The organism is Brevibacterium jeotgali, assembly GCF_900169175.1.
GTDB lineage: Bacteria > Actinomycetota > Actinomycetes > Actinomycetales > Brevibacteriaceae > Brevibacterium > Brevibacterium jeotgali.
The window spans coordinates 80,937-103,773 of record NZ_FXZM01000010.1 but is presented as its reverse complement, the minus strand read 5'-3'; the positions used below and the strand labels follow the sequence as shown (position 1 = coordinate 103,773).

Annotated in this window: 18 protein-coding genes; 1 reads left to right on the top strand and 17 read right to left on the bottom strand. The window is 68.2% G+C overall.

The window, feature by feature from the left end; genetic code table 11:
* Window positions 1-75: 75 nt before the first annotated feature.
* Window positions 76-2,370: a HelD family protein gene (locus BJEO58_RS10905; RefSeq protein WP_101589507.1), complete on the top strand. Its 2,295-nt coding sequence runs from the start codon at window positions 76-78 to the stop codon at window positions 2,368-2,370.
* A gap of 297 nt (window positions 2,371-2,667) precedes the next feature.
* Here BJEO58_RS10905 and nrdR read toward each other — a convergent pair whose 3' ends face one another.
* From nrdR to BJEO58_RS10820, 17 genes are all read right to left on the bottom strand, one after another.
* Window positions 2,668-3,141 carry a transcriptional regulator NrdR gene (nrdR, locus tag BJEO58_RS10900; protein ID WP_101589506.1) on the bottom strand — a complete coding sequence of 158 codons (474 nt, stop codon included), beginning with the start codon at window positions 3,139-3,141 and terminating at the stop codon, window positions 2,668-2,670.
* Window positions 3,142-3,144: 3 nt separating this feature from the next.
* Entirely contained in the window at window positions 3,145-4,503 is a 1,359-nt protein-coding gene (hisD, locus tag BJEO58_RS10895) for a histidinol dehydrogenase (protein WP_246075983.1), read from the bottom strand.
* 29 nt (window positions 4,504-4,532) lie between these two features.
* Entirely contained in the window at window positions 4,533-8,087 is a 3,555-nt protein-coding gene (gene dnaE / locus BJEO58_RS10890) for a DNA polymerase III subunit alpha (RefSeq protein ID WP_101589504.1), read from the bottom strand.
* Between the two features lie 72 nt (window positions 8,088-8,159).
* Window positions 8,160-9,089: an RluA family pseudouridine synthase gene (locus tag BJEO58_RS10885; protein WP_101589503.1), complete on the bottom strand. Its 930-nt coding sequence runs from the start codon at window positions 9,087-9,089 to the stop codon at window positions 8,160-8,162.
* Entirely contained in the window at window positions 9,086-9,724 is a 639-nt protein-coding gene (locus BJEO58_RS10880; RefSeq protein WP_101589502.1) for a signal peptidase II, read from the bottom strand. Before BJEO58_RS10880 ends, BJEO58_RS10885 begins: the two co-directional genes overlap by 4 nt.
* Before the next feature lie 185 nt (window positions 9,725-9,909).
* Complete coding sequence (locus BJEO58_RS10875; RefSeq protein WP_101589501.1) at window positions 9,910-10,722, bottom strand: DivIVA domain-containing protein; 813 nt, start codon at window positions 10,720-10,722, stop codon at window positions 9,910-9,912.
* Between the two features lie 134 nt (window positions 10,723-10,856).
* Entirely contained in the window at window positions 10,857-11,159 is a 303-nt protein-coding gene (locus tag BJEO58_RS10870) for a YggT family protein (RefSeq protein ID WP_101589500.1), read from the bottom strand.
* 132 nt (window positions 11,160-11,291) lie between these two features.
* Window positions 11,292-11,813 (bottom strand): cell division protein SepF, encoded by a 522-nt coding sequence (locus BJEO58_RS10865; RefSeq protein ID WP_101589499.1) that lies wholly within the window; start codon window positions 11,811-11,813, stop codon window positions 11,292-11,294.
* A 79-nt stretch (window positions 11,814-11,892) separates the two neighbouring features.
* A complete protein-coding gene (gene pgeF / locus BJEO58_RS10860; protein ID WP_101589552.1) occupies window positions 11,893-12,630 on the bottom strand; it encodes a peptidoglycan editing factor PgeF in 738 nt (245 codons plus the stop codon).
* 153 nt (window positions 12,631-12,783) lie between these two features.
* A complete protein-coding gene (gene ftsZ / locus BJEO58_RS10855; protein ID WP_101589498.1) occupies window positions 12,784-13,965 on the bottom strand; it encodes a cell division protein FtsZ in 1,182 nt (393 codons plus the stop codon).
* 115 nt (window positions 13,966-14,080) lie between these two features.
* Complete coding sequence (locus tag BJEO58_RS10850; RefSeq protein WP_101589497.1) at window positions 14,081-14,806, bottom strand: cell division protein FtsQ/DivIB; 726 nt, start codon at window positions 14,804-14,806, stop codon at window positions 14,081-14,083.
* The gene (gene murC, locus BJEO58_RS10845; protein WP_101589496.1) at window positions 14,803-16,230 is read right to left on the bottom strand and encodes a UDP-N-acetylmuramate--L-alanine ligase; all 1,428 of its coding nucleotides are present in this window, start codon (window positions 16,228-16,230) and stop codon (window positions 14,803-14,805) included. Before murC ends, BJEO58_RS10850 begins: the two co-directional genes overlap by 4 nt.
* Complete coding sequence (murG, locus tag BJEO58_RS10840) at window positions 16,227-17,405, bottom strand: undecaprenyldiphospho-muramoylpentapeptide beta-N-acetylglucosaminyltransferase (protein WP_101589495.1); 1,179 nt, start codon at window positions 17,403-17,405, stop codon at window positions 16,227-16,229. The genes murC and murG overlap by 4 nt, the downstream gene beginning before the upstream one ends.
* On the bottom strand, window positions 17,402-18,682 hold the full coding sequence (locus BJEO58_RS10835) for an FtsW/RodA/SpoVE family cell cycle protein (RefSeq protein WP_246075982.1): 1,281 nt from the start codon (window positions 18,680-18,682) through the stop codon (window positions 17,402-17,404). The genes murG and BJEO58_RS10835 overlap by 4 nt, the downstream gene beginning before the upstream one ends.
* Window positions 18,683-18,696: 14 nt before the next feature.
* Window positions 18,697-20,295: a UDP-N-acetylmuramoyl-L-alanine--D-glutamate ligase gene (gene murD / locus BJEO58_RS10830; RefSeq protein ID WP_101589493.1), complete on the bottom strand. Its 1,599-nt coding sequence runs from the start codon at window positions 20,293-20,295 to the stop codon at window positions 18,697-18,699.
* Window positions 20,288-21,376, bottom strand: a complete 1,089-nt coding sequence (gene mraY, locus BJEO58_RS10825) for a phospho-N-acetylmuramoyl-pentapeptide-transferase (protein ID WP_101589492.1) — start codon at window positions 21,374-21,376, stop codon at window positions 20,288-20,290. Before mraY ends, murD begins: the two co-directional genes overlap by 8 nt.
* The gene (locus BJEO58_RS10820; protein ID WP_101589491.1) at window positions 21,373-22,836 is read right to left on the bottom strand and encodes a UDP-N-acetylmuramoyl-tripeptide--D-alanyl-D-alanine ligase; all 1,464 of its coding nucleotides are present in this window, start codon (window positions 22,834-22,836) and stop codon (window positions 21,373-21,375) included. The genes mraY and BJEO58_RS10820 overlap by 4 nt, the downstream gene beginning before the upstream one ends.
* Between the last annotated feature and the right edge of the window lies 1 nt (window position 22,837).

Sequence of the window (22,837 nt, the reverse complement as noted above, 5' to 3'; positions counted from 1 at the left end):
CTGCATCGGGCCTCGCTGCACGCTTCCGGGCCGCGGATGCGCCATAATGGATTGCCCACATCTCAGAAAGGCGACATGACTGAGCGAAGCGAGATCGCGCACGAGCAGGCGCAGATCGACACCCTGTACGCCCGCCTCGACGATCTGCGTGCGGAGACGCGCGAGTCCCTGTCGACGGTGCGCAGGTCGAAGGTGGGCGGTCACCACCAGAACCGGTCCGAGCGCGATGCCTTCGCGACGATGTACGAAGACACCCTGATCCGCTATCAGTCGGCAGAGGAGGGCCTGTGCTTCGGTCGCATCGATGCTGCTGATGGCGAGACGATATACATCGGACGCATCGGTCTCTCCGCTCCAGACCGCTCACAGCTGCTCATGGATTGGCGTGCGCCCGCATCCGAACCGTTCTACCGCGCCACGGCGGCCGAGCCCAGCGGTCTGGTCCGACGGCGGCATGTCGCCACCCGTGCCCGGACCGTGACGGGCGTCGAGGACGACGTGCTCGACCTCGAGGGGCTCGACGAGGACGAACGCTCCCGGCTGCAGGGCGAAGGGGCGCTCATGGCGTCCCTGGACGCGCGCCGCACGGGCCGCATGGGCGACATCGTCGCCACGATCCAGTCGGAGCAGGATCGGATCATCCGCCGCGACCTGGCCGGGACCCTCGTCGTCCAGGGTGGTCCGGGCACCGGGAAGACAGCCGTCGCGCTCCACCGTGCGGCCTATCTCCTCTATCGGCACCGTGAGCGCATCGCGAAGTCGGGCGTACTCCTCATTGGACCGTCCCCGGTGTTCCTGCGGTACATCGAACGAGTGCTCCCGTCGTTGGGCGAGACAGGTGCTGTGCTCCTCACACCGGGACAGCTCATGCCCGGTGTCGACACGGCCCTGCGCGATGCGCCCGACACCGCAGCAGTGAAGGGCGACCTGCGGATGGCCGACGTCGTGCGCAGGATGGTCCGCTCCTATCAGCGAGTGCCCACCGAGGAGCAGCGTCTGGGGGTCGGACCGTACGCGGTCACGCTGCGGCCGGCGGACGTGCGGACAGCCCGCGAACGCGCGCGCCGGACCGACGACAGCCACAATGACGCCCGCACCGTCTTCGTCCAGGTGCTGCTGCGGTCCCTGGCGGAGGAGCTGGCACGCGCACAGGGCCTCGACACCCCCGGAGAGCGCCTACCTGAGTTCCTCGAGGATCTGCGCGCCTCGCGCGATGTGCGCATCGCGGTGAACCTGTGCTGGCTGCCGCTCACCCCCGCAGGAGTGCTCGACGCGCTGCTCTCGAAGCGCCACCGACTCGCCGCCGCCTCGCGGGGTGTCCTCTCCGCAGCGGAGATCGACGTCCTGCACCGTCCCAAGGGCGCACCCCTCACCGTCGAGGACGTCCCACTCCTCGACGAGATCGCAGAGCTGATCGGCACCGACGGAGTCCCGGCCGACCGTGGGCAGGACCCGGAGGTCGAGTACGCCGAGGCGGTCGTCGACATGACGGAAACGGGCACCTGGGTCTCTCCTCAGCAGCTCGCCCAGCGGTACAGGGAGACCGCGGCGGCGGGTGAGGTCTCGGACCGTGCGGCCCATGACCGGGAGTGGACGTTCGGCCACCTCGTCGCCGATGAGGCCCAGGAGCTCTCCCCCATGCAGCTCCGCCTCCTGTTCCGTCGGGTCCCCAGCAAGTCCGCGACCCTCGTCGGGGACCTCGCCCAGGCGTCCGCGACGGATGCCGGCCGCACGTGGCACTCAGTCCTGGATCCGCATGTCGGTGATCGCTTCGGCCTCGAGGAGCTCACCGTGTCGTACCGGACACCGCGCTCGATCATGGGGCCCGCCAATGCCCTCCTCGCCGCCCGGTTCCCGGCCCTCACACTTCCTGAAGCAGTGCGGGAAGGCGACGAGGCACCCACGCGGCGGCACTACGGCTCTGTGCAGTCGCTCGTGGAGGACATGCCCGCGAGCATCCGGGAGGAGGCTGCGGCAGTGGACGGCGGCCGCGTGGCCGTCATCGTGCCCGAGGGCCTGATGGAGCTGGTCGAGCATGCCATCGCTGCGGAGTCGGCGCAGGAGCGATCGTCGGACGTGCTCGAGGATGTGGGATTCGGCCCCACCGCGATCGATCATCGGATCGCCGTGCTCACTCCGTACGATGCGAAGGGCCTCGAGTTCGACTCCGTCATCGTGGCAGAGCCGACGCTCATCGCCCCAGTGCAGGCGGATCCGACAGGCGATCGATCGACGGACGCGGGTATCGGTGCGCTGTATGTCGCACTCACGCGCTCGACGTCCCGGCTGACGATCCTCGCCGCGAACCCGTCCGTGCTCGACGAGCACTTCACCGAGACAGGACCGGAAGCGGACGTCACAGCGGGATGAATGAAGACCGCCGGCGGCGTCGGCTTCCCCTCCGATGCCGCCGGCGGCGGGCGCACCGTCGGTGCGCAGTTGTCATCTTACACATATGTCGCGTCCGTCGCGCAATTCTTTCGAACTCCGGCGCACCGTCGTCCGCGAACCGCCGCAGAAGATCGCCCTGGGGCCTCTGAACAGCACGGACACTGACCTGAGCCGGCCTGTCTCCACGGCCCGGGATGCGTGTGCTGGGAGGGCGGTCTCCCTGCCCCAGTGCGCGGCGTCAGGCGAGGTGTGCGCTCGAGGAAGCGGGACCTGCCCTCAGGACGCGGGACCTGATCCTGCCGCCTCTGCATCACGTCGCAGCGAAGCGATCGCGGATTCGAAGTCCTCCAGCGTGTCGAATCCCTGGTAGACGCTGGCGAACCGCAGGTACGCGATCTGGTCCAGTGCACGCAGCGGCTCCAGGATGGCCAGCCCGACCTCGTCCGCATCGATCTCCGCGACGCCCAGACCGCGGATCTTCTCCTCCACCCGCTGGGCGAGCTTTGCCAGGTCATCGTCGTTCACAGGGCGTCCCTGACAGGCCTTGCGCACTCCGGTGACGATCTTCTGGCGTGAGAACTCCTCGGAGACGCCTGACCTCTTGATCACCGCGAGGCTTGTCGCCTCCATGGTCGTGAATCGGCGGTTGCACTGCGGGCACTGACGGCGCCGACGGATCGAGGAACCGTCCTCCGCGGTGCGGGAATCGACGACGCGCGAATCCGGGTGGCGACAGAAGGGACAGTGCACGGCTCAGGCCTCCCGGGCTTCATCGGCGAATCGCACGGAGATCGACTCACCGTGGGCCGGGAGTCGCTCCGCGGACGCGAGTGCGGTGATGTGGTCCGCGACCTCGGCGAGAGCATCCCTCGTGTAGTCGACCACCTGACTCACGCGCAGGAAGGCGTGCACGGAGAGGCAGTCGCCGAACGCGGCCGTTCCCATCGTCGGGAGCACGTGATTCGATCCCGCGATGTAGTCACCCAGTGCGACGGGCGTGTGAGCGCCCACGAACACCGCTCCACCATTGACGATGCGCCCGGCGACGTCCTGGGCGTCCGCGACGTGGAGCTCGACGTGCTCCCCCGCATACGCGTTGACGACGGCGATCCCTGCGTCCAGCGAGTCCACGAGGACGATGCCCGACTGCGGCCCGGCGAGGCTTGTCCTGATCCGCTCCGAGTGCTCGGCCGCAGCGGTCCGCGCGCCCAGGTGCGAGTCGACTGCCTGGGCGAGCGACGAGGACTCGGTCACCAGCACTGCGGCGGCGAGGGGGTCGTGCTCCGCCTGGCTGATGAGATCCGCGGCGATGAAGACGGGGTCCGCGGCCGCATCCGCCAGGACGATGATCTCCGTCGGTCCGGCTACCGCGTCGATCCCGACGTGCTCGCGCACCAGGGCCTTGGCAGTCGCGACGTATGCGTTCCCCGGCCCGGTGATGATGTCGACCGGCTCCAGCGACTCCTCGGTGCCGAGCTCGCCGTCCAGATCGGCGAACCCGAATGCGAAGGCTCCGATGGCCTGCGCACCGCCGATGGCCCATACCTCGTCGACGCCCAAGAGGTGGGCCGCCGCGAGCACGGTGGGGTGCGGCAGGCCGGTGGCCGACTGCGGAGGCGAGGCGATCGCGATCGACCGGACGCCGGCCTCCTGCGCAGGCACCGTGTTCATGACGACGGAGGAGGGGTAGACCGCGAGACCGCCGGGCACGTAGAGGCCCACGCGGTCAGCGGGCAGATGCCGTGTGGTGATGGACGCACCGTCTGCGACGGAGGTCGTCCGCGGTGCGGGGACCTCTGCGGCGGACACCGTGCGCACCCGCCGGATCGCCTCCTCCAGTCCCAGTCGCACGGCGGGATCGAGGGTCTCCACCGCCTCCGACAGTGCGGCGGCGGGGACGCGGAACCTCCCGGACGTCGCGCCGTCGAAGCGCGCAGCGGCATCCGCGACCGCGGCACGGCCGCGATCGCGGATGTCGTCCAGAAGCGGTCGAACAGCCTCGAGCGGTGCGTTCTGCTCGGCCGTCGCCCGCGGCAGACGGGACCGCAGCGTGCGGCGATCGAGCGCGGTTCCGCGCAGGTCGATGAGGGGGATGTTCTCGAGCGTGTCCACGACGTCCATCCTAGTGTCCGCTCTCCGACTCAGCGCAGGCAGTTGGGTCCCAGCAGTGCCTTGAGGTCGCCGAACAGGCTCGGGCCCATGTCCACCCGAAATGTGCGGTCGAGCCGCATGACGCATCGCCGGCCGGACTGGACGAGCGTGAGATGCACATCCGTCGTTCCACGATGGGATTCGAGGACGGAGCCCAGCCTCTCCACCACGGGGGTCGTGCACCGCTCCCACGGAATGGTGATCGAGAGCGGGCGGTCCGCCGGATCCGTGACGTCCGGAAGCGTCATCGACTGGGCCATCATGCTCGTCGGCCTGTCGTCGGACGTCCGGACACGACCCGTCACGGCGATGACGAGGTCCGTCGTGAGGATCCCCGCCACCGGTTCATAGGAGTCGCCGAAGAACATGACCTCTATAGACGCCTCGAGATCTTCGACCGTCACGATGCCGTAGGGCCTGCCGCTGTTCTTCGACACCTTCCGCTGCACGCCGGTGATCATCCCGCAGATCGTCACCTGCGCCCCGTCGGGCCGCCCCCGCTCCGGGTCGATGAGTTCGGCGATGGAGGCCTCGGCCTCCGCGGCCAGGACGCCTTCGAGGCCGTTGAGGGGGTGATCCGAGACGTAGAGCCCGATCATCTCGCGTTCGAACGCGAGCTTCTCCTTCTTGTCCCACTCCGGCCTCTCCGGTACGGGCACCGTGAAGGCGGGCTCCGAGTCGTCGTCACCTCCCAGTCCCGCGAAGAGGTCGAACTGGCCGTGCGCCTCCTGACGCTTCACGCCGATGACAGCGTCGACCGCCTCCTCATGGACCTCCACCAGTGCACGGCGGGTGTCGCCCAGTGAGTCGAAGGCACCGGATTTGATGAGCGATTCGATCGTGCGCTTATTGCACACGTGCGCCGGGACCTTGTCGAGGAAGTCGCCGAACGTCGTGTAGTCGCCCTTGTCCCGGCGCCCGGCCACGATGCCCTCCACCACGTTCTGCCCCACGTTGCGCACTGCGCCCATGCCGAACCGGATGTCGTTCCCGACTGGGGTGAAGTTCGCGTGCGACCCGTTGACGTCCGGCGGCAGGACCGTGATCTGCAGCCGACGGCACTCGCCCAGGTAGATCGCGAGCTTGTCCTTGTTGTCGCCCACCGATGTCAAGAGCGATGCCATGTACTCGGCCGGATAATGCGCCTTGAGGTAGGCCGTCCAGTAGGAGACGACGCCATAGGCGGCCGAGTGGGCCTTGTTGAACGCATAGTCGGAGAAGGGGAGCAGGATGTCCCACAGCGCCTGCGCGGCAGGTTCGGAGAACCCGTTGGACTTCATCCCCTCGAAGAACCCCACCTGCTGCTTGTCGAGCTCGGACTTCTTCTTCTTGCCCATCGCACGACGCAGGATGTCCGCCTGGCCCAGGCTGTAGCCCGCGACCTTCTGCGCGATCGCCATCACCTGCTCCTGGTAGATGATGAGGCCGTAGGTCGTGTTGAGGATCTCCGCGAGCGGTTCCTCGAGCTCCGGGTGGATCGGTGTGATCTCCTGGCGCCCGTTCTTGCGCAGCGCATAGTTCGTGTGCGAGTCCGCGCCCATCGGACCCGGCCGGTACAGCGCCAGGGTCGCAGAGATGTCCTCGAAGTTGTCCGGCTGCATGAGGCGCAGAAGTCCCTGCAGACCGCCGCCGTCCAGCTGGAAGACGCCCAGCGTGTCTCCGCGCGACAGCAGCGTGTACGCAGCGGGGTCGTCGAGGGTCAGCTGCTCGAGGTCCAGGTCGATGTCCTGATTCAGGCGAATGTTCTCGATCGCATCGGAGATGATCGTGAGGTTGCGCAGACCCAGGAAGTCCATCTTGATGAGGCCCAGGCCCTCGGACGTCGGATAGTCGAACTGCGTGATGACCTGGCCGTCCTGGAACCGGCGCATGATCGGGATCACGTCGATGATCGGTTCGGACGACATGATGACTCCGGCCGCGTGGACGCCCCACTGACGCTTCAGCCCCTCGAGGCCCTTCGCGGTCTCGAACACTTCGCGGGCCTCGGGATCGGTCTCGAGCAGCGAGCGGAACTCACCCGCCTCGTTGTAGCGGGGGGCCTTCGAATCCTCGATGTCCGCGAGGGGGATGTCCTTGGCCATCGCCGCCGGTGGCAGCGCCTTGGTGAGGTGCTCACCCATGCTGAACGGCTTGCCCAGCACACGCGCGGAGTCCTTCAGCGCCTGCTTCGTCTTGATCGTCCCGAACGTGACGATCATCGCCACGTACTCGGCCCCGTACTTCCGCGTCACGTACTCGATGACCTCGCCGCGGCGACGATCATCGAAGTCGACGTCGAAGTCGGGCATCGAGACGCGCTCCGGGTTGAGGAAGCGCTCGAAGATCAGACCGTGCGTGAGCGGATCGAGGTCCGTGATGCGCATCGCGTAGGCGACCATCGAACCGGCGCCGGAACCCCGCCCGGGTCCCACCCGGATGCCGTTGTCCTTCGACCAGTTGATGAAGTCGGCGACGACGAGGAAGTAGCCCGGGAACCCCATTCCGACGATGACGTCGATCTCGTAGTCGGCCCGCCTCCGGGCCTCATCGGGAACGCCGCCCGGATAGCGGTAGTGGAGGCCCCTGTCGACCTCTTTCAGGAGCCACGACGTCTCGTCCTCTCCTTCTGGAGTGGGGAATCGCGGCATGTAGTTCGCGCTCGTGTCGAACGACACCTCGCACATGTCGGCGATCTTCAGCGTGTTGTCGCACGCTTCCGGGATCTCCCGGAACAGGTGCCGCATCTCTGCTGCGGATTTGAGGTAGTACCCGGTGCCGCCGAACGCGAATCGTGACCCGCCCTGGTCATAGGTCGGCTCGATCAGCTTCGAACCCGACTGGATGGCGAGCAGTGCTTCGTGCGCCTTCGCATCCGACTCGTTCGTGTAGTGCAGGTCGTTCGTCGCGACCAGCGGGATGTCGAGCTCCTTCGACAGCCGCAGAAGGTCCTTCGAAACGCGCTTCTCGATGCTGAGACCGTGGTCCATGACCTCGCAGAAGTAGTTCTCCGCGCCGAAGATCTCGCGGTACTCTCCCGCGGCCCGCTTCGCCTCCTCGTACTGCCCTAGACGCAGTCGGACCTGCACCTCGCCCGAGGGGCACCCGGTCGTCGCGATGATCCCCTCGGAGTATGTGTTGAGGAGCTCGCGATCGATGCGCGGCCATTTGCCGAACGCGGAGTCGAGCGAGGCGATGGAGGACGCCCGGAAGAGGTTCTGCATGCCCGTGTTGTTCTTCGACAGCATCGTCATGTGCGTATAGGCACCGCCGCCTGACAGGTCGTCGCCCTTCTGCGACTCATCCGTCCGCCACTTCACACGGGTCTTGTCGTTCCGTGCGGTTCCCGGTGTCACATAGGACTCGACGCCGATGATGGGCTTGATCCCGGCGCTGGTCGCCTGGCTCCAGAAGTCGAACGCCCCGAACAGGTAGCCATGGTCCGTGGTCGCAAGAGCCTTCTGACCCTGCGCATTCACCGCGGACATGAGATCGCCCAGACGGGCCGCCCCGTCGAGCATCGAGTACTCGGTGTGGACGTGGAGGTGGACGAAGTCATCACTCATCGCGTCGTGCTCTTCCTGTCTCTGTCGCCGTGCCATCGTGCTGCGATGCCGCGCATCGCTGACGTGCGAACGTCATCCCTGAGCGGCCTCGAGAGTGTCGAGAGCCTCCCGGAGGTCCTGCGGGTACTGGCTCTCGAACTCCATCCACTCACCCGTCTCCGGATGTTCGATGCCGAGCCGCATCGCGTGCAGCCATTGTCGAGTGAGCCCCAGCCGCTCCGCCAGCGCCGGGTCCGCTCCGTAGGGGAGATCACCGCAGCAGGGGTGCTTGGTCGCGGACATGTGGACGCGGATCTGGTGGGTGCGCCCTGTCTCCAGGTCCACCTCCACCAGGCTCGCAGAGCGGAACGCCTCGAGGACCTTGTAGTGGGTCACGGCATGCTTGCCGTCACTGCGGACCGCGTAGAGACCATCCCGACGCGGGTTGCGGCCGATCGGGGCCTCGATGGTGCCGACGACCGGATCGGGCAGACCCTGGACGAGCGCGTGGTAGGTCTTCGACACCGTGCGCTCCTTGAAGGCGCGCTTGAGGACCGAGTATGCGCGCTCGCCCTTGGCGACGACCATCACGCCGGAGGTCCCCACATCCAGACGCTGCACGATCCCCTGCCGCTCCGCTGCGCCCGAGGTCGCGACCCGGTGCCCCGCCGCAGCCAGACCGCCGATGACCGTGGGGCCGTGCCAGCCGGCAGCCGCGTGAGCGGCTACTCCCACCGGCTTGTCGACCACGACCATCGCATCGTCCTCGTGGATGATCGACATGCCGGGGACCGGTTCGGCCACGATCTCCAGGGGTCGCTCCGGTTCCGGCAGTACGACATCGAGTCGAGCGCCCGACAGCGCACGGTCAGACTTCCCCACACGCAGACCGTCCTGCTCGACTCCCCCGTCCTGGGCGATCTGCGCCGCGACGCTCCGCGACAGGCCGAGCGCCCGCGACAGGGCGGTATCGATGCGTTCTCCGTCCAAGCCCTCTGGCACGAACAGCGACCGTGTGGTCATCGTGTGCTCTCCTCTTCGTCCTCGCCCGCGCCGGCCTCGCCGACCGGCCCGGGTCCTCGATCCGCATCGGCGAGTGCCGCCGACGCCGTGTTCTCTGCGTTCCGCTCCGCCTCGCGCTCCGACTCCAGCCGACCATCCAATCCGATCCCCCGGAACGAGGCGAGTATCAGCAGCGCCGCCGCTCCGGTGATCGCTATGTCCGCGACGTTGCACACGAAGAAGTACAGGTCGATGAAATCGACGACGGCTCCGTGGAAGAACTCGGGGGGCCTGGCCAGCCGATCGATCAGATTGCCGGTGAGGCCGCCGAGCAGAAGTCCGAGAGCCCACGCCCACGCGCGCGAACCGAGGCGCCGTCCCGCCCACAGGATCGCCACGAACACGACCAGCGCGATGACGGTGAAGACCCATGTCGCGTTCGCTCCCATGCCGAAGGCCGCTCCGTCGTTGCGGTGGAAGAGGAATCCGGCCCACTCGCCGAGCACAGGGACACGCGGTTCGCCCTCGAGCAGAGCGACCGCGATCTGCTTCGTCGCCTGGTCGACGACGATGACCGTCGCGGCGACCGCACAGAGCACGACGCGCAGCGCCCGTCCACCAGCGGGCACATCCGTCCGCGCAGAGCCAAGGGTCATCGTGGTCCTCTCGTGTTCTCAGTCGGGCCTCACCACCGATCGGTGCTCCCACATCCTAGGCGGTCGGCCACTCCGGGATGTTCAGGGAGCGGCGACCACGGTCGCGGTGAATGCGAAGGGGCCCCGGCCGTGTTCGGCCGGGACCCCTCGTGTGGGTGCGAAGGACGGAGTCGCCTCCGCCCGCGTCAGATGGAGCGGCGCGCCGCGCTGTCTCCGAGTGTCTCCGGAGCCAGAGAACCGGAGTTCTCCAGGTCTCGCAGCTGATCCGTGAGGTAGCTCTTGAGACGAGTGCGGTACTGGCGCTCGAAGTTCTGCAGCGTGTCGATCTCACGCTGCAGATCCGACTTCTGGGTCTCGAGGCTGGTGAGCGTATCGTCGCGCTTCTTCTCTGCGTCGCCCACGATGGACGTCGCGCGAGTCTCTGCTTCGGCGATCAGCTCGTCGCGCTTGCGCTCGCCTTCGGACACGTGCTCGTCGTGCACTCGCTGAGCGAGTGCGATGAGTCCGTGCGAGTCGTTGCCGGAGGGTGCCGCGGAGAGCGCTGAGGCGTCCGGGGCCTGTGTGGGAGCCGCCGGCTCTGCCTGCGGTTCCTCGACTGCGGCCTGGGACTCCTGCGGAGCGACCAGCGGTGCAGCCGGCTCTGCCGGAGCCTCCGGCTCTGCCGGGGTTGCCGGCCCTGCCGAGGCCTCGGGCTCTGCCGGGGTCGCGCCCCACGCAGGAGCCTGCGCCGACTCTGCGGGTACCGCCGCGGGCATGGCCTGTGTCGCCTGGGGATCCTCCGACGCCTGCGGCGCAGCAGGAGCGCCCGAATCGGTCTCACCGGCACGGGATTCTGCCGCAGACAGCTTCTGCTTCAGCTCGTCGTTCTCCTGATAGAGGCGACGCAGCTCAACGACGACTTCATCCAGGAAGTCGTCGACTTCGTCCTGGTCGTACCCATCGCGGAACTTGACATGCTGGAACCGCTTGTTCACTACGTCTTCTGGCGTAAGCGCCATGAGGCCAACCTCTTCTCGACAACAATGTGGCACTTCGACTGGTGACAGCCGAGCTGATTGTCACGATACCGCATCACTATGGCTGTGTCTTGCGCAGACTCGCCGGTGTGCGCGGCCTCTGATCACCGCGGTCCTCAGGCGACGACTGCCGCAAGGTAGTAGAACCAGCTCGCGATGAATTGCACACCGATGAACACGATGATGAATCCCAGGTCCAGCGCAACGCCCCCCAGACGCAGGGGCGGGATGAAACGGCGCACGAAGCGCACTGGCGGATCGGTCAGTGTATAGACGAACTCGCACAGGACGAGCAGGAAGCCCGACGGCCGCCATTCGCGTGCGAAGACCTGGATCAGGTCGATCACCACACGGGCCAGCAGCACGAATACGTAGAGGTTGAGCAGGGTACCTGCAAGGGTGAGGATGGCGCTGAGCACAGTGTCACTTTCAATCGTCGGCGAGGGCACCTCGTCCACCGCTGCACGTCCGAACGTGCACAGATGGCGGACTACCGACTGTAGTCCGCCATCCTGGGAATTCTTTCATCCGCGGTGCTCAGGGCCGCTGGTTCAGCTCTGGTTGAAGAAGCTCGCCTGTTCGTCGGGACGCTCCTCGGTCTCCGTCGTCACGGTGATGCGCTCCGGGCTGAGGAGGAACACGTTCCCCGTCACCTTCTCGATGGAGCCGTGCAGACCGAAGATCAGACCGGCGGAGAAGTCGACGAGCCTCTTCGAGTTCGCGTCGTCCATCGCAGAGAGGTCCATGATCACCGGCACCCCGTCCCGGAAGGCCTGTCCGATCGCCTTGGCATCGTTGTAGCTCCGAGGGTGGATCGTGCGGATCGTGTGCAGCGATCCCGGAGCGGCCGACTCCACAGGTCGCACCGACGAGCGGATCGGCGACACCGTCGCCGCCGGCTCCTCGATGACGGGCGCGGAATCGTAGTCATCGTGTGCGGTCAGGTGCTCCCCCGAATCGCCCACGTCGTGGAACTCTTCATATCTGTCACGGTTCGCGCCTTCAGACAGGCGCGGGTCGTCCTCGTCCTCGACGAAGCCGAGGTAGCTGGCGACCTTGCGCATTGCGGACATATCGTCTCCTTCGGCTGTGCTCGCGCGGAGCCTTGTGATCCCCTCCCATGAAACTACCGGAGCACAGCACACCGACAGCTCAGGCGGGCGGGCGTGTCGCTCCCTCGGGGGTCGACAGCCAGACGACTCCGGCGAATCGACCAGTGGTCCCGTCTCGGCGGTAGGAGAACAGATCCTGCGACTCGAGCGTGCAGCGCGGCGACCAGTACCGGATCGACACGCCCTCCCGCACAAGCTGCTCCGCGACTCCCGCCGCCACATCCAGCGCCGGTGTGCCCAGTCGCGTCACTGACGCGGTCACCGGCTCCACAGCGGACACCTCGTCGCGCATGGCCTTCGGGACCTCGTATCGCCGTGGCCCGATCGACGGCCCGATCGCGGCCGCGATGCTCTTCGCCCCCCGTGCACGCATGCGGTCGACGGTGGCGGCCACGATGCCGTCGACCATCCCCCGCCGGCCCGCATGCACCGCGCCGATGACACCGGCATCGGGATCCGCGAGGAGCACGGGCGTGCAGTCAGCCACCAGGATGGCGAGCCCCACATCCGCAGAGTCGGACACCTGCGCATCCGCTTCGACCGCCTCAGATGCAGCGCCTCCCCCGAGCCCGGCGGAGGCGGCGGCGTCAGAGGTCACGTCGTGCACTGCTGTGCCGTGCACCTGCTCCACGAAGGAGATCCTGTCGATGCCCAGCGCCTGACCGAGCAGACTGCGATTCGCAGTCACGAGCGCGGGCTCGTCTCCGACATGCAGGGCGAGGTTGAAGGATCCGAACGCCCCGTGGCCGTAGCCTCCGTTGCGATCGGTGAATGCCATGCGGACACGACCTGCCGCGCCTGCCAGCTCCACTCGGCTCAGCAGCACAGCGCCTCCCACTCATGCACGCTGATCGGGACCCTCGTCCCGATCGTCCGTCCCGGGCGGTCGCTGCCGTTTCCGACCAGCTCTGGCCCGGTCAGGCCCTCTACCTCACTTGAGGAAGTCCGGGATGTCGAGGTCGGAGTTGTCGAACCTCGTCGGGGTCTCATCCGGCAGCGAACGAGGCAGGTCCCGATTCCGCTCCGGCGCGATGCTCTGCACCTGAGGCGCCTCCTCGCGGATCGGCTGCTCGGGCTCTTCTGCGACGGGCTCTTCGAAGGCGGCCTCTGCGACGGCTGGGCGTTCATCTGCGCGCCCGAGCGTCCGCATATCCTGCGTCTCCGAGGCCGGTGTGTCGAAACCGGCCGCGATGACGGTGATGCGGCACTCATCGCCGATGTTGTCGTCGATCACAGCACCGAAGATGATGTTCGCTTCAGGGTGCGCCGCCTCCTGCACGAGCCGCGCTGCTTCGTTGACCTCGAAGATTCCGAGGTCGGACCCGCCCTGCACGTAGAACAGCACGCCGTGCGCACCTTCGATGCTCGCTTCGAGCAGAGGCGAGGCGATCGCGGCCTCAGCGGCTTGGACCGAACGGTCCTCGCCGGTGGCGGAGCCTATGCCCATGAGAGCCGTGCCGGCGTTCTGCATGACCGACTTCACATCGGCGAAGTCGAGGTTGATGATTCCCGGCACCGCGATGACGTCCGTGATGCCCTGCACTCCCGACCGGAGCACTTCGTCTGCGGAGTTGAAGGCTTCCAGCAGCGACACGTTGCGGTCGGAGATCGACAGGAGTCGGTCGTTCGGGATGACGATGAGGGTGTCGACCTCTTCACGGAGGGTCCTGATCCCCGCTTCCGCCTGAGCGGAGCGGCGACGGCCCTCGAAGGTGAAGGGACGGGTGACGATGCCGATCGTCAGCGCACCGAGCGAGCGCGCGATGCGCGCGACGACGGGTGCCGCACCGGTGCCGGTGCCGCCGCCCTCTCCCGCGGTGACGAACACCATGTCCGCGCCGTCGAGCGCCTCCCGGATCGCGTCCTCCGAGTCTTCAGCAGCCTTGCGGCCCACCTCCGGATCCGCTCCGGCACCCAGTCCGCGGGTGAGCTCACGGCCGATCTCCAGCTTGAGATCGGCCTCGGACAGGAGAAGCGCCTGCGCGTCGGTGTTGATGGCGATGAATTCGACGCCGCGCAGACCCACGTCGATCATTCGCTGGACGGCATTCACACCGCCGCCGCCGCAGCCGGCGACCTTGATGTCTGCTCCTGCGCTCTGGAATTCAGCCACGTCGGTTTCCTCTTTCGACCCTGGGGAATGGGCGTAATGCAATCTGTGGTCGACGCTATTGCCCCCGTGCTCCGAGTGCAACGACGCCACGCGGAGTGTCGGCTCCGGGTTTGCCTCAGCCGACTGTGGGGACGTCCGGGACGGAGACGTCGATGGTGTCGTGCCCGTCGTCGAGCAGCACGGCGGCGACCTGGGCCTTCCGCTGCGCGTCCTCCGCGGAGCCGAAGACGATCTCGGCCTCCCCTGCCTCCGTGGTGAGCCGCAGAGTGTAGGTGCCGGTCGCGCCGACGGCGAGCATCTCCATCTCACCGGGGAGTCTACCCCCGATGTCCGTGAGCAGCCGCGCGCCGTCCCTCGCCGCAGCAGCGGCGTCCGCCTGCGTCGCGACGGTGAGGGTCGGCACGTCCACTCCATCCGCGGGGATGGTGTCGATGGCCGCTCCGTCCTCGTCGTACCGGACCGCTTCTCGGCCATCGACCACGGCCACCACGGGCTCGCGGTCCACGACGACGATGTGGAGGCTGCGGGGACCCGCGTACGACACTGTGATCTCGGCCGCGGCCGAGTGCTCGGCCTCGAGGTCGTCTGCCAGGCCACCCGTGCGGACTCGTGGCAGGGGCGTGCCCGCAGTGAGCTCTTCGACGTCCGCACGCACCGCCTCTGCATCGACGATGCCTCCGCCCTCCGCGGTGACCGATTCGACTGCCAGCAGCGGCGAGTACCAGGCGACGGCTCCGATCCCCGCAACCGCGAGCAGGGACGCGACCGCGATGGACCACCGCAGGAGCGCAGTGCGGCGGCGGGACGCGCGCAGCTCGCCGAGGTCGACGGCGGTGCTCATGCGCCGCCGAGCGCCTCGACGATCTCCGCGCCCAGCACCGTGACGTCGCCCGCTCCGACCGTCAGGACGATGTCACCGGGCTGCACGCGCTCGAGCAGATACGGGACCACCTGCGTGAACGCGGGAAGGAACACTGCCCCGGCGTGCGGCACCTCATCCGCGACGATCGCACCCGTCACTCCGGGCACGGGGTCCTCACGGGCCGGGAAGACGTCGAGGACGATCACGTCGTCCGCGATGCCGAGCGCGATTCCGAAGTCGCGCCGGAAGCTCTGCGTGCGGGAGAAGAGGTGGGGCTGGAAGACGACGTGGACGCGGCCCCCCGGATCGACGACGTCCTTCGCCGCCGTGAGCAGCGCTGTGATCTCCGTCGGATGGTGGGCGTAGTCGTCGAAGACCCGCACACCCGAGCCCTGGCCCCGGTACTCGAACCGGCGGCGGGTGCCGTGGTAGCCGGCGAGCCCCTGTGCCGCCTCCTTCGGGGCGTATCCGAGCGCCAGCGCGCTGCACACGGCGGCCGTCGCATTCAGCGCGTTGTAGTGCCCCGGCTGGTGGAGCGCGACGGGGATGGAGCGCTCCCCGACAGTGATCGTGAAGTCCTGGTCCTGACCCTGCGAGCCGCCCGGTGCGATCGCAGCGACCCGCAGTCCGGCGACAGTCTGCTCGTCGAAGGGACCGAGACCGTAGCCGATCACGTCGCATCCCTGGTCTGCGGCGTAGGCAGCGATCCCTGCTGCACCGGGATCATCGAGGCAGGCGACGAGGGTGCCGCCCGCCTCCGCGGTGCGTCGGGCGAACGCGCGGAAGGCCTCCGTGACCGCGTCCGCGGTGCCGTAGTGGTCGAGGTGGTCGGCCTCGACGTTGGTGACGATGCCCACCGTCGGCTCGTAGAGGAGGAATGAGCCGTCCGATTCGTCCGCCTCCGCGACGAAGACGTCCCCGGTGCCCTCGTGCGCATTCGCACCCGTGGCGGTGAGGACTCCCCCGATGACGAACGAGGGGTCCGCGGCGCACGCCTGGAGTGCCACCGTCGTCATCGAGGTGGTCGTCGTCTTCCCGTGCGTGCCTGCGACGGCGACGGTCCGACGGTCCGTCATCAGCGAACCCAGCGCCGATGAGCGGTGGACCACCCGCAGCCCCAGCCCCCGTGCACGCACCAGTTCCGGGTTATCGTCGCGGATGGCGGAGGAGACGACCACGGTGTCCACGTCCTCGACGGTGTCCCCCGCGTGGCCGATCGTCACCATCGCGCCCAGTGCGCGGAGTCCGGTGACCACGTCGGAATCGCGCGCGTCGCTGCCGGACACAGCGATGCCGCGGGCCAGCATGACCCGGGCGATCCCCGACATGCCCGCGCCGCCGATCCCGATGAAATGCACACGGCCCAGATCGGCCGCCGGGACGATGTCCCTGGAAGTCGTCATGCGTTCTCCTCACCAGAACGGTAGAACCGCTCGTGCTTCGTCCAGCGATCAGGACCGTACTCGCGGTCGGGGTGCTGCGCACCTGCCGCGTCGTGGATCATCTGCGTCATCGTCCTCACGGCAGTGCCGGGGAATCCCTCACGCCGCGCAGAGTCCCGCATGGCCTCGAGTCGTTCCTCGTCGGTCACCAGCGGCAGGACGGTGTCGACGACGTAGTCCGCGCTGAAGTCAGCATTGTCGACCATGAGCGCCGCGCCCGCATCCACATGCGCCGCCGCGTTGAGCTTCTGCTCACCGTTGCCGACCGCAAGCGGGACGAATACCGCGGGGACCCACACGACGGAGACTTCGGCCACAGTCCCCGCACCCGCACGGCAGACGAGGAGATCGGCGGCGAGGTACGCGTTCTCCATCCCGTCGACGTAATCGCGCACGTGGTAGTGGGGCAGGTCGGCCGTCGACTCGCGCAGGCCCTCTCCCTTGCCGGCACCGGTGATATGCAGGATCTGCACACCGGCCGCGTCGATCGCGGTGAGCGCACCGGCCATCGCATCGTTGATGGCCTGCGCCCCCAGCGACCCGCCGGTCACGACCAGTGTGGGGCGGTCCTCCTCGAGGCCCAGTGACCGCCGAGCGGATCGACGCTGTCCGGGTTCGTCGTAGTCGACCGCCTCGATCTGCGCACGCATCGGCATGCCGACATGGCGCCCCTTCAGCGGCGTGCCCGGGAACGCGTAGCCCACGAGGTCCGATCGGGTCAGGCGGGCACCGACCTTGTTCGCGAGGCCGGGACGGGCGTTCGCCTCGTGCACGACGATCGGCGTCCCGGTCCGCCGGGCGGCGAGGTAGGCCGGGGTCGACACGTAGCCGCCGACACCCAGCACCACGTCCACGTCACGGTCCCGCAGCAGCTCCACGACGGACCTGGCCGCTCCGCAAAATCGACCGGGGAAGCGCAGTGCATCCGCGTTGGGGCGACGCGGCATCGGCACCTTGGGGATGGTGACGAGTTCGAGCCCCGCCTCTGGGACGAGACGTGACTCCAGCCCTTCCTCAGTGCCCAGCACCACGATGGAGGCGCCGGGATCCTGGAAGCGGAGGTCGTCTGCGATCGCGAGGAGCGGCGACACATGGCCGGCGGTGCCGCCGCCGGCCAGCAGGACGGACAGACTCATGGGCGACCTCCGGATCGTCGAGCGAGGATTGACAGGGGGCGCCGGCGGCTGCGCCGCCACGCGAGTGCGTCGGCGGCGCCCGGCTCCTGCCGGGCGAACGCGAGCACCAGCCCTGCAGCGATGAGGTTCGCGATGAGAGCGGACCCACCGTACGACACATACGGCAGCGGCACACCGATCACGGGCAGCAGCTGGATGACGACGGCGACGTTCACCGCCGCCTGGCCGATGATCCACATGAACACGGCCATCGATGTGATGCGCATGAGCGGGTCAGCGGCACGCAGGCTCACCCGCAGGAGGCCCCATCCGAGCAGGATGAAGAGGCCGACCACGAGCAGACTGCCGACGAGCCCGAGCTCCTCTCCGATGATCGCGAAGATGAAGTCGTTGTGCGCTTCGGGCAGCCACGACCACTTCTCGCGGCTGGCGCCGAGCCCCACGCCGAAGATCCCGCCGGACGCCAGTGCGTACTCACCGTGCGCGGACTGCCAGTGGGCGCCCAGCAGGTCCACCTGCGATGCGTCGTCACGACCGCCGAGCGACGCTGCGATGCGGCGCAGTCGGTTGGGACTGGAGAGCACGAAGAGGGCGACTGCGCCGGCACCGGCCGCCGCCGTGCCGAACGACGCCACGATCGGAAGGTCGGAGACGAAGAGGGCCCCCATGAAGAGGAGGAAGACCATCATCGCGGTGCCCAGGTCGTGTCCGAGCATGATGAGCCCGCCGGCGGCGGCCAGACCTCCGACCGCCGTGCCCCACGTCCGCAGGGCATGGGTGCGGACAGCTTCGTGGCTGAGCACCGCGCCGAGCCAGAGAGCGAAGGCGACCTTCACGAACTCCGCCGGCTGGACGCGCATGCCTCCACCCACCTTGATCCAGCTCTGGGAACCATTCACCTCCACTCCCAACGGGGTCAGCGTCGCCGCCTGGAGCAGGAGTGCAAGCACGAATGCGACCCACGCGAGGGGTCGCCACCAGCGTGGGCCCAGTCGTGACAGGACCAGCATCATCGCAAGACCGACGACGGCGAACGCCGCCTGGCGCGCGACGATCCCGAACGAGCTGCCCTCACCACCGTCATAGGCGGTGATCGACGAGGCGGACAGGACCATGATGAGGCCGAACCCGGTGAGCGCGAGCACGCTCACCAGGACGAGCACGAAGCTCGTCGCCGGCAGTGACAGCGCGTGCTTGAGGCCCGCGACGGGTCCCAGCCGCGACGGCCCGTCAGCACGGCCCTCCCCGGCCCCGTCCGCAGTCGTCCGTTCGCCCACGACCGCTCCCCGACTCATCCGTCGACCGGGGTGGGAGTCGTCTCGAGGCGCGCACGCACCGCGGCGCCGAACTCCTCACCCCGCGAACGGTAGTCGCGGAACTGATCCATGCTGGCCGCGGCGGGAGCGAGGAGGACCGTATCGCCCGGCTGAGCGCGCTCACCCGCGAGCTCCACGGCACGTGCCGCGACGCCCGCTCCCCTCGACGACTCCGCGAGGTCGCCGGAGGAGTCGACCACTTCGTCGACGGGGACGTCCGGAGCGTGCGCGGCGAGTGCTTCTCTCAGCGCGCTGCGATCCTCGCCGATGAGGACCACGGCGCGCAGACGGTGCGCTGCGTCAGCGACCAGCTCGTCGACGGCGGCGCCCTTGAGCAGTCCTCCGGCGATCCACACGACCGAATCGCAGGCGGCGAGTGCCGCCGACGCTGCGTGCGGATTGGTCGCCTTCGAGTCGTCGACCCAGCGGACTCCGCCGGCCTCGCCCACGAGCCGGGAGCGGTGGGCGCCCGGTGTGTGTCGTCGCAGGCCGTCGCGCACCGCACCTGTCGGGACATCGATGGAACGGGCCAGAGCGGCCGCGGCGAGGGCGTCAGCGATGTGGTGGGGACCGGCCGCATCCGTGCCGACCGCCGCCGCGACGTCGTCGAGCGACCCGAGTTCTGCCGCAGCGGACTGCCGTCGCGGGATATATGCGCGATCGACGAGCACGTCCTCCACGAGCCCCAGCTCACCGGGAGCCGGCACGCCGAGCGTGAAGCCGATCGCACGCGCCCCGTCGACCACGTCAGCGGATTCGACGAGCGTGCGGGTGACGGGGTCGTCCACGTTGAAGACGCACGCACGGACCACGTTCTCGTATGCCCGCCCCTTGTCCGCCCGGTACGCGCCCGGGCCACCGTGCCAGTCGAGGTGGTCATCGGCGATGTTGAGCACCGCTGCCGCGTGCGCTCCCATCGAGAACTGCCAGTGCAGCTGGAAGCTGGACAGCTCGATCGCGAGCACGTCCAGCTCCGGGTCCAGGACGGCCTCGAGCAGTGGGTCCCCGATGTTGCCGCACGCCCGCGCGCGGAGCCCGGCGGCCTCGAGCATCGAGGCGAGCATCGTCGTGGTGGTCGTCTTGCCGTTCGTTCCCGTCACGACGAGCCAGGGAGCCGAGTTCGCGCCACGGACCCGCCAGGCGAGCTCCACCTCGCCGATCACGGGGATGCCCGCCGCACGCGCGCCGCTGAGGACGGGCGAATCGGGGCGCCATCCGGGAGAGGTCACGACGAGCTCGAAGGCTCCTCCATCGGCGGGTTCCGGCAGCGAGGCCACGTGCTCGGGACCGCGACGGACGTCCGTGTCGAAGACTTCGAGGATGCGGATGCGCTCCGAGTCGTCGCGCGTGGCGTCGCCGTCGACGACCGTCACGCGCGCACCCCGCTCCGCCAGGTGGACCGCAGCGGGGAAACCGCTCACCCCCAGTCCGGTCACCAGCACGCGAAGACCCGCGAGCGAGGACGACGGGCCGTTCAGGATGGCGGGGATCCGGTCCGCGTCAGGGTAAGTTGCGGCTCCCCCGCCCCGAGCAGGCGAGGGGTCCGCTGCGGGGACTCCGCTGCGCTCACTCAAAGTGCGACAGCCATTCCGCGTAGAAGAGTGCGACGCCGCCGATCACGAACAGGATCGCGATGATCCAGAACCGGACGACGATCGTGACCTCCGCCCAGCCCTTCAGCTCGAAGTGGTGCTGGAGGGGAGCCATCCGGAACACGCGCCTGCCCGTCGTCTTGAAGGAGGCGACCTGGATGATCACCGACAGTGTGATGAGGACGAACAGTCCACCCATCACGATGAGGAGGAGCTCCGTGCGCGACAGGATCGCGATACCGGCGAGGGCACCGCCGATCGCCAGCGATCCGGTGTCTCCCATGAAGATCTTCGCCGGGGAGGTGTTCCACCAGAGGAAGCCGAGGCACGCGGCGGTCATCGCCGCGCCCACCATCGCGAGATCGCGCGGGTCGCGGACCTCATAGCAGCCGACGGCGGCCGTCGTCTGCAGCGCGCAGTTCTGCGTGGACTGCCACAGGTTGATGAGGACGTAGCCGGTGAACACCACGACGGCGGCACCGGATGCGAGGCCGTCGAGGCCGTCCGTGAGGTTCACCGCGTTCGATACGGCTGTGACGATGAGGTTGGCCCAGATGATGAACAGGATGAAGCCGACGGCGGCGCCGGCGAAGGCGAGATCGATCGGCAGATCTCTGACGAACGAGATCGCGGTGGATCCCGGTGTGATGCCGTGCTCGTTGGGGAACAGCAGGGCCATGACCGCGAAGGAACCGCCGACGAAGCCCTGCCCGAGGATCTTTCCGAGGGGTCGCAGGCCCAGGCTGCGCTGCTTCGAGACCTTGATGTAGTCGTCGAGGAAGCCGACGGTGCCCAGCCCCACCGCCAACCAGAGGACGAGGAGCCCGGAGACCGTGGGCAGCGAACCCGCGAGCAGATGTCCCAGGAAGTACGCGAGGACGGCGGACCCGATGATGACGACGCCGCCCATGGTCGGCGTGCCGCGCTTGGTCGCATGCGACTTGGGCCCGTCGTCTCGGATGAACTGGCCGTAGCCGCGCTTGACGAGGACGCCGATGAAGGCGGGAGTGCCGACGAGAGCCAGCACGAGCGCGAAGACTGCGGCAAGGATGACGGCGATCATGGTGTGACCGTCACCCCCGCGATCTCGTCGCCGAGGAAGCGCAGGCCGGCGTCGTTGGATGACTTGAAGAGGACGATGTCACCCGACTGCAGTTCGCTGCGCAGCAGTTCGCGCGCGTCGGCGAGTGATGAGACCCAGACCGCTTCGTTGCCCCACGAGCCTTCCAGCTCGGCCGCCTGGAACACCGGACGGGCACCGTCGCCCACGGCGATCGTGCGATCGATGTTGAGTCGGACGACCAGTTCGCCGATGTCCGCGTGGGCCTCTCGGGATCCCTCCCCCAGCTCGAGCATCTCGCCGATCACTGCGATGGTGCGCCGTGCTGGATTCTCCTCATCGCCCCGGCCCATGGCTGCGAGGGTCTTGAGCGCCGAGCGCATCGAGTCGGGGTTCGCGTTGTACGCATCGTTGAGGACGGTGATGCCCTGCGGCGAATCGATGAGCTCCATGCGCCAGCGGCTGGCGGCGCCGGATGTCCGCAGCGTCGTGATGATGGCGCGCTGCGACAGTCCGCAGCGATGCGCGACGGCCGCGGCCGCAAGCGCATTGGCAACATGGTGCTCGCCGAGCAGGGCGAGCTCGACGGAGGTCGGCTCTCCCCCCGGGACGGCGAGTGTGAAGGTGGGACGACCGGATGCGCCGGTCGTCGAATCCGTCGCAGACACGACGGGAGCATCGGAGCCCTCCACGCTGTCGCGTCCCGACGCGGAGAACCAGATCACGTCGACGCCGTCCGCCAGGACGTCTGCCATCGCCCTCACACGCGGGTCGTCTGCGTTGAGCACGGCTGTTCCACCGGTGCGCAGCGATTCGACCAGTTCGGTCTTCGCCCGGGCAGTGTTCTCGATCGACCCGAACATGCCGGAGTGCGCGGTCCCGACCATGAGCTCGACCGCGATGTCGGGGGTGACCATGGACGTGAGATACGTCAGGTTCCCGATCGATCGCGCACCCATCTCGAGCACCAGGAATCGTGTGGATTCGTCTGCTCGCAGCGCTGTGAGGGGAACCCCCACCTCGTTGTTGAAGGACTTGGGGGGCCAGACGGTCTCTCCTGCCGCTGACAGGAGGTCACCGACCAGGTCCTTGACCGTTGTCTTCCCGGTGGACCCGGTGATCGCGACGACGGTGAGGTCGCCTTCGGCGCGCAGCGTCTCGACGTTGTGCCGGGCGATGTGACCCAGCGCCTCCGTCGCATCCTGGACCAGCAGGGTGGGGAGGTGCTCGCCGTCGACTGACGGCACCGCCTCCGCCACGATGAGTGCGGCGCCGGCGTCGATCGCCGCGGGCGCGAAGTCGAGGCCGTCTGCGTGCTCACCGCGACGGGCGACGTAGACGTCGCCGGCAGCGACATCGCGGGAGTCGGTCACGACTCCCGCGGAGAGCTGCGTGTCCGGCGCGATGCCGTGGAGCTCTCCGCTCGTCGCATCGGCCAGATCCTGTGCTGAGAAAGGCTTCATA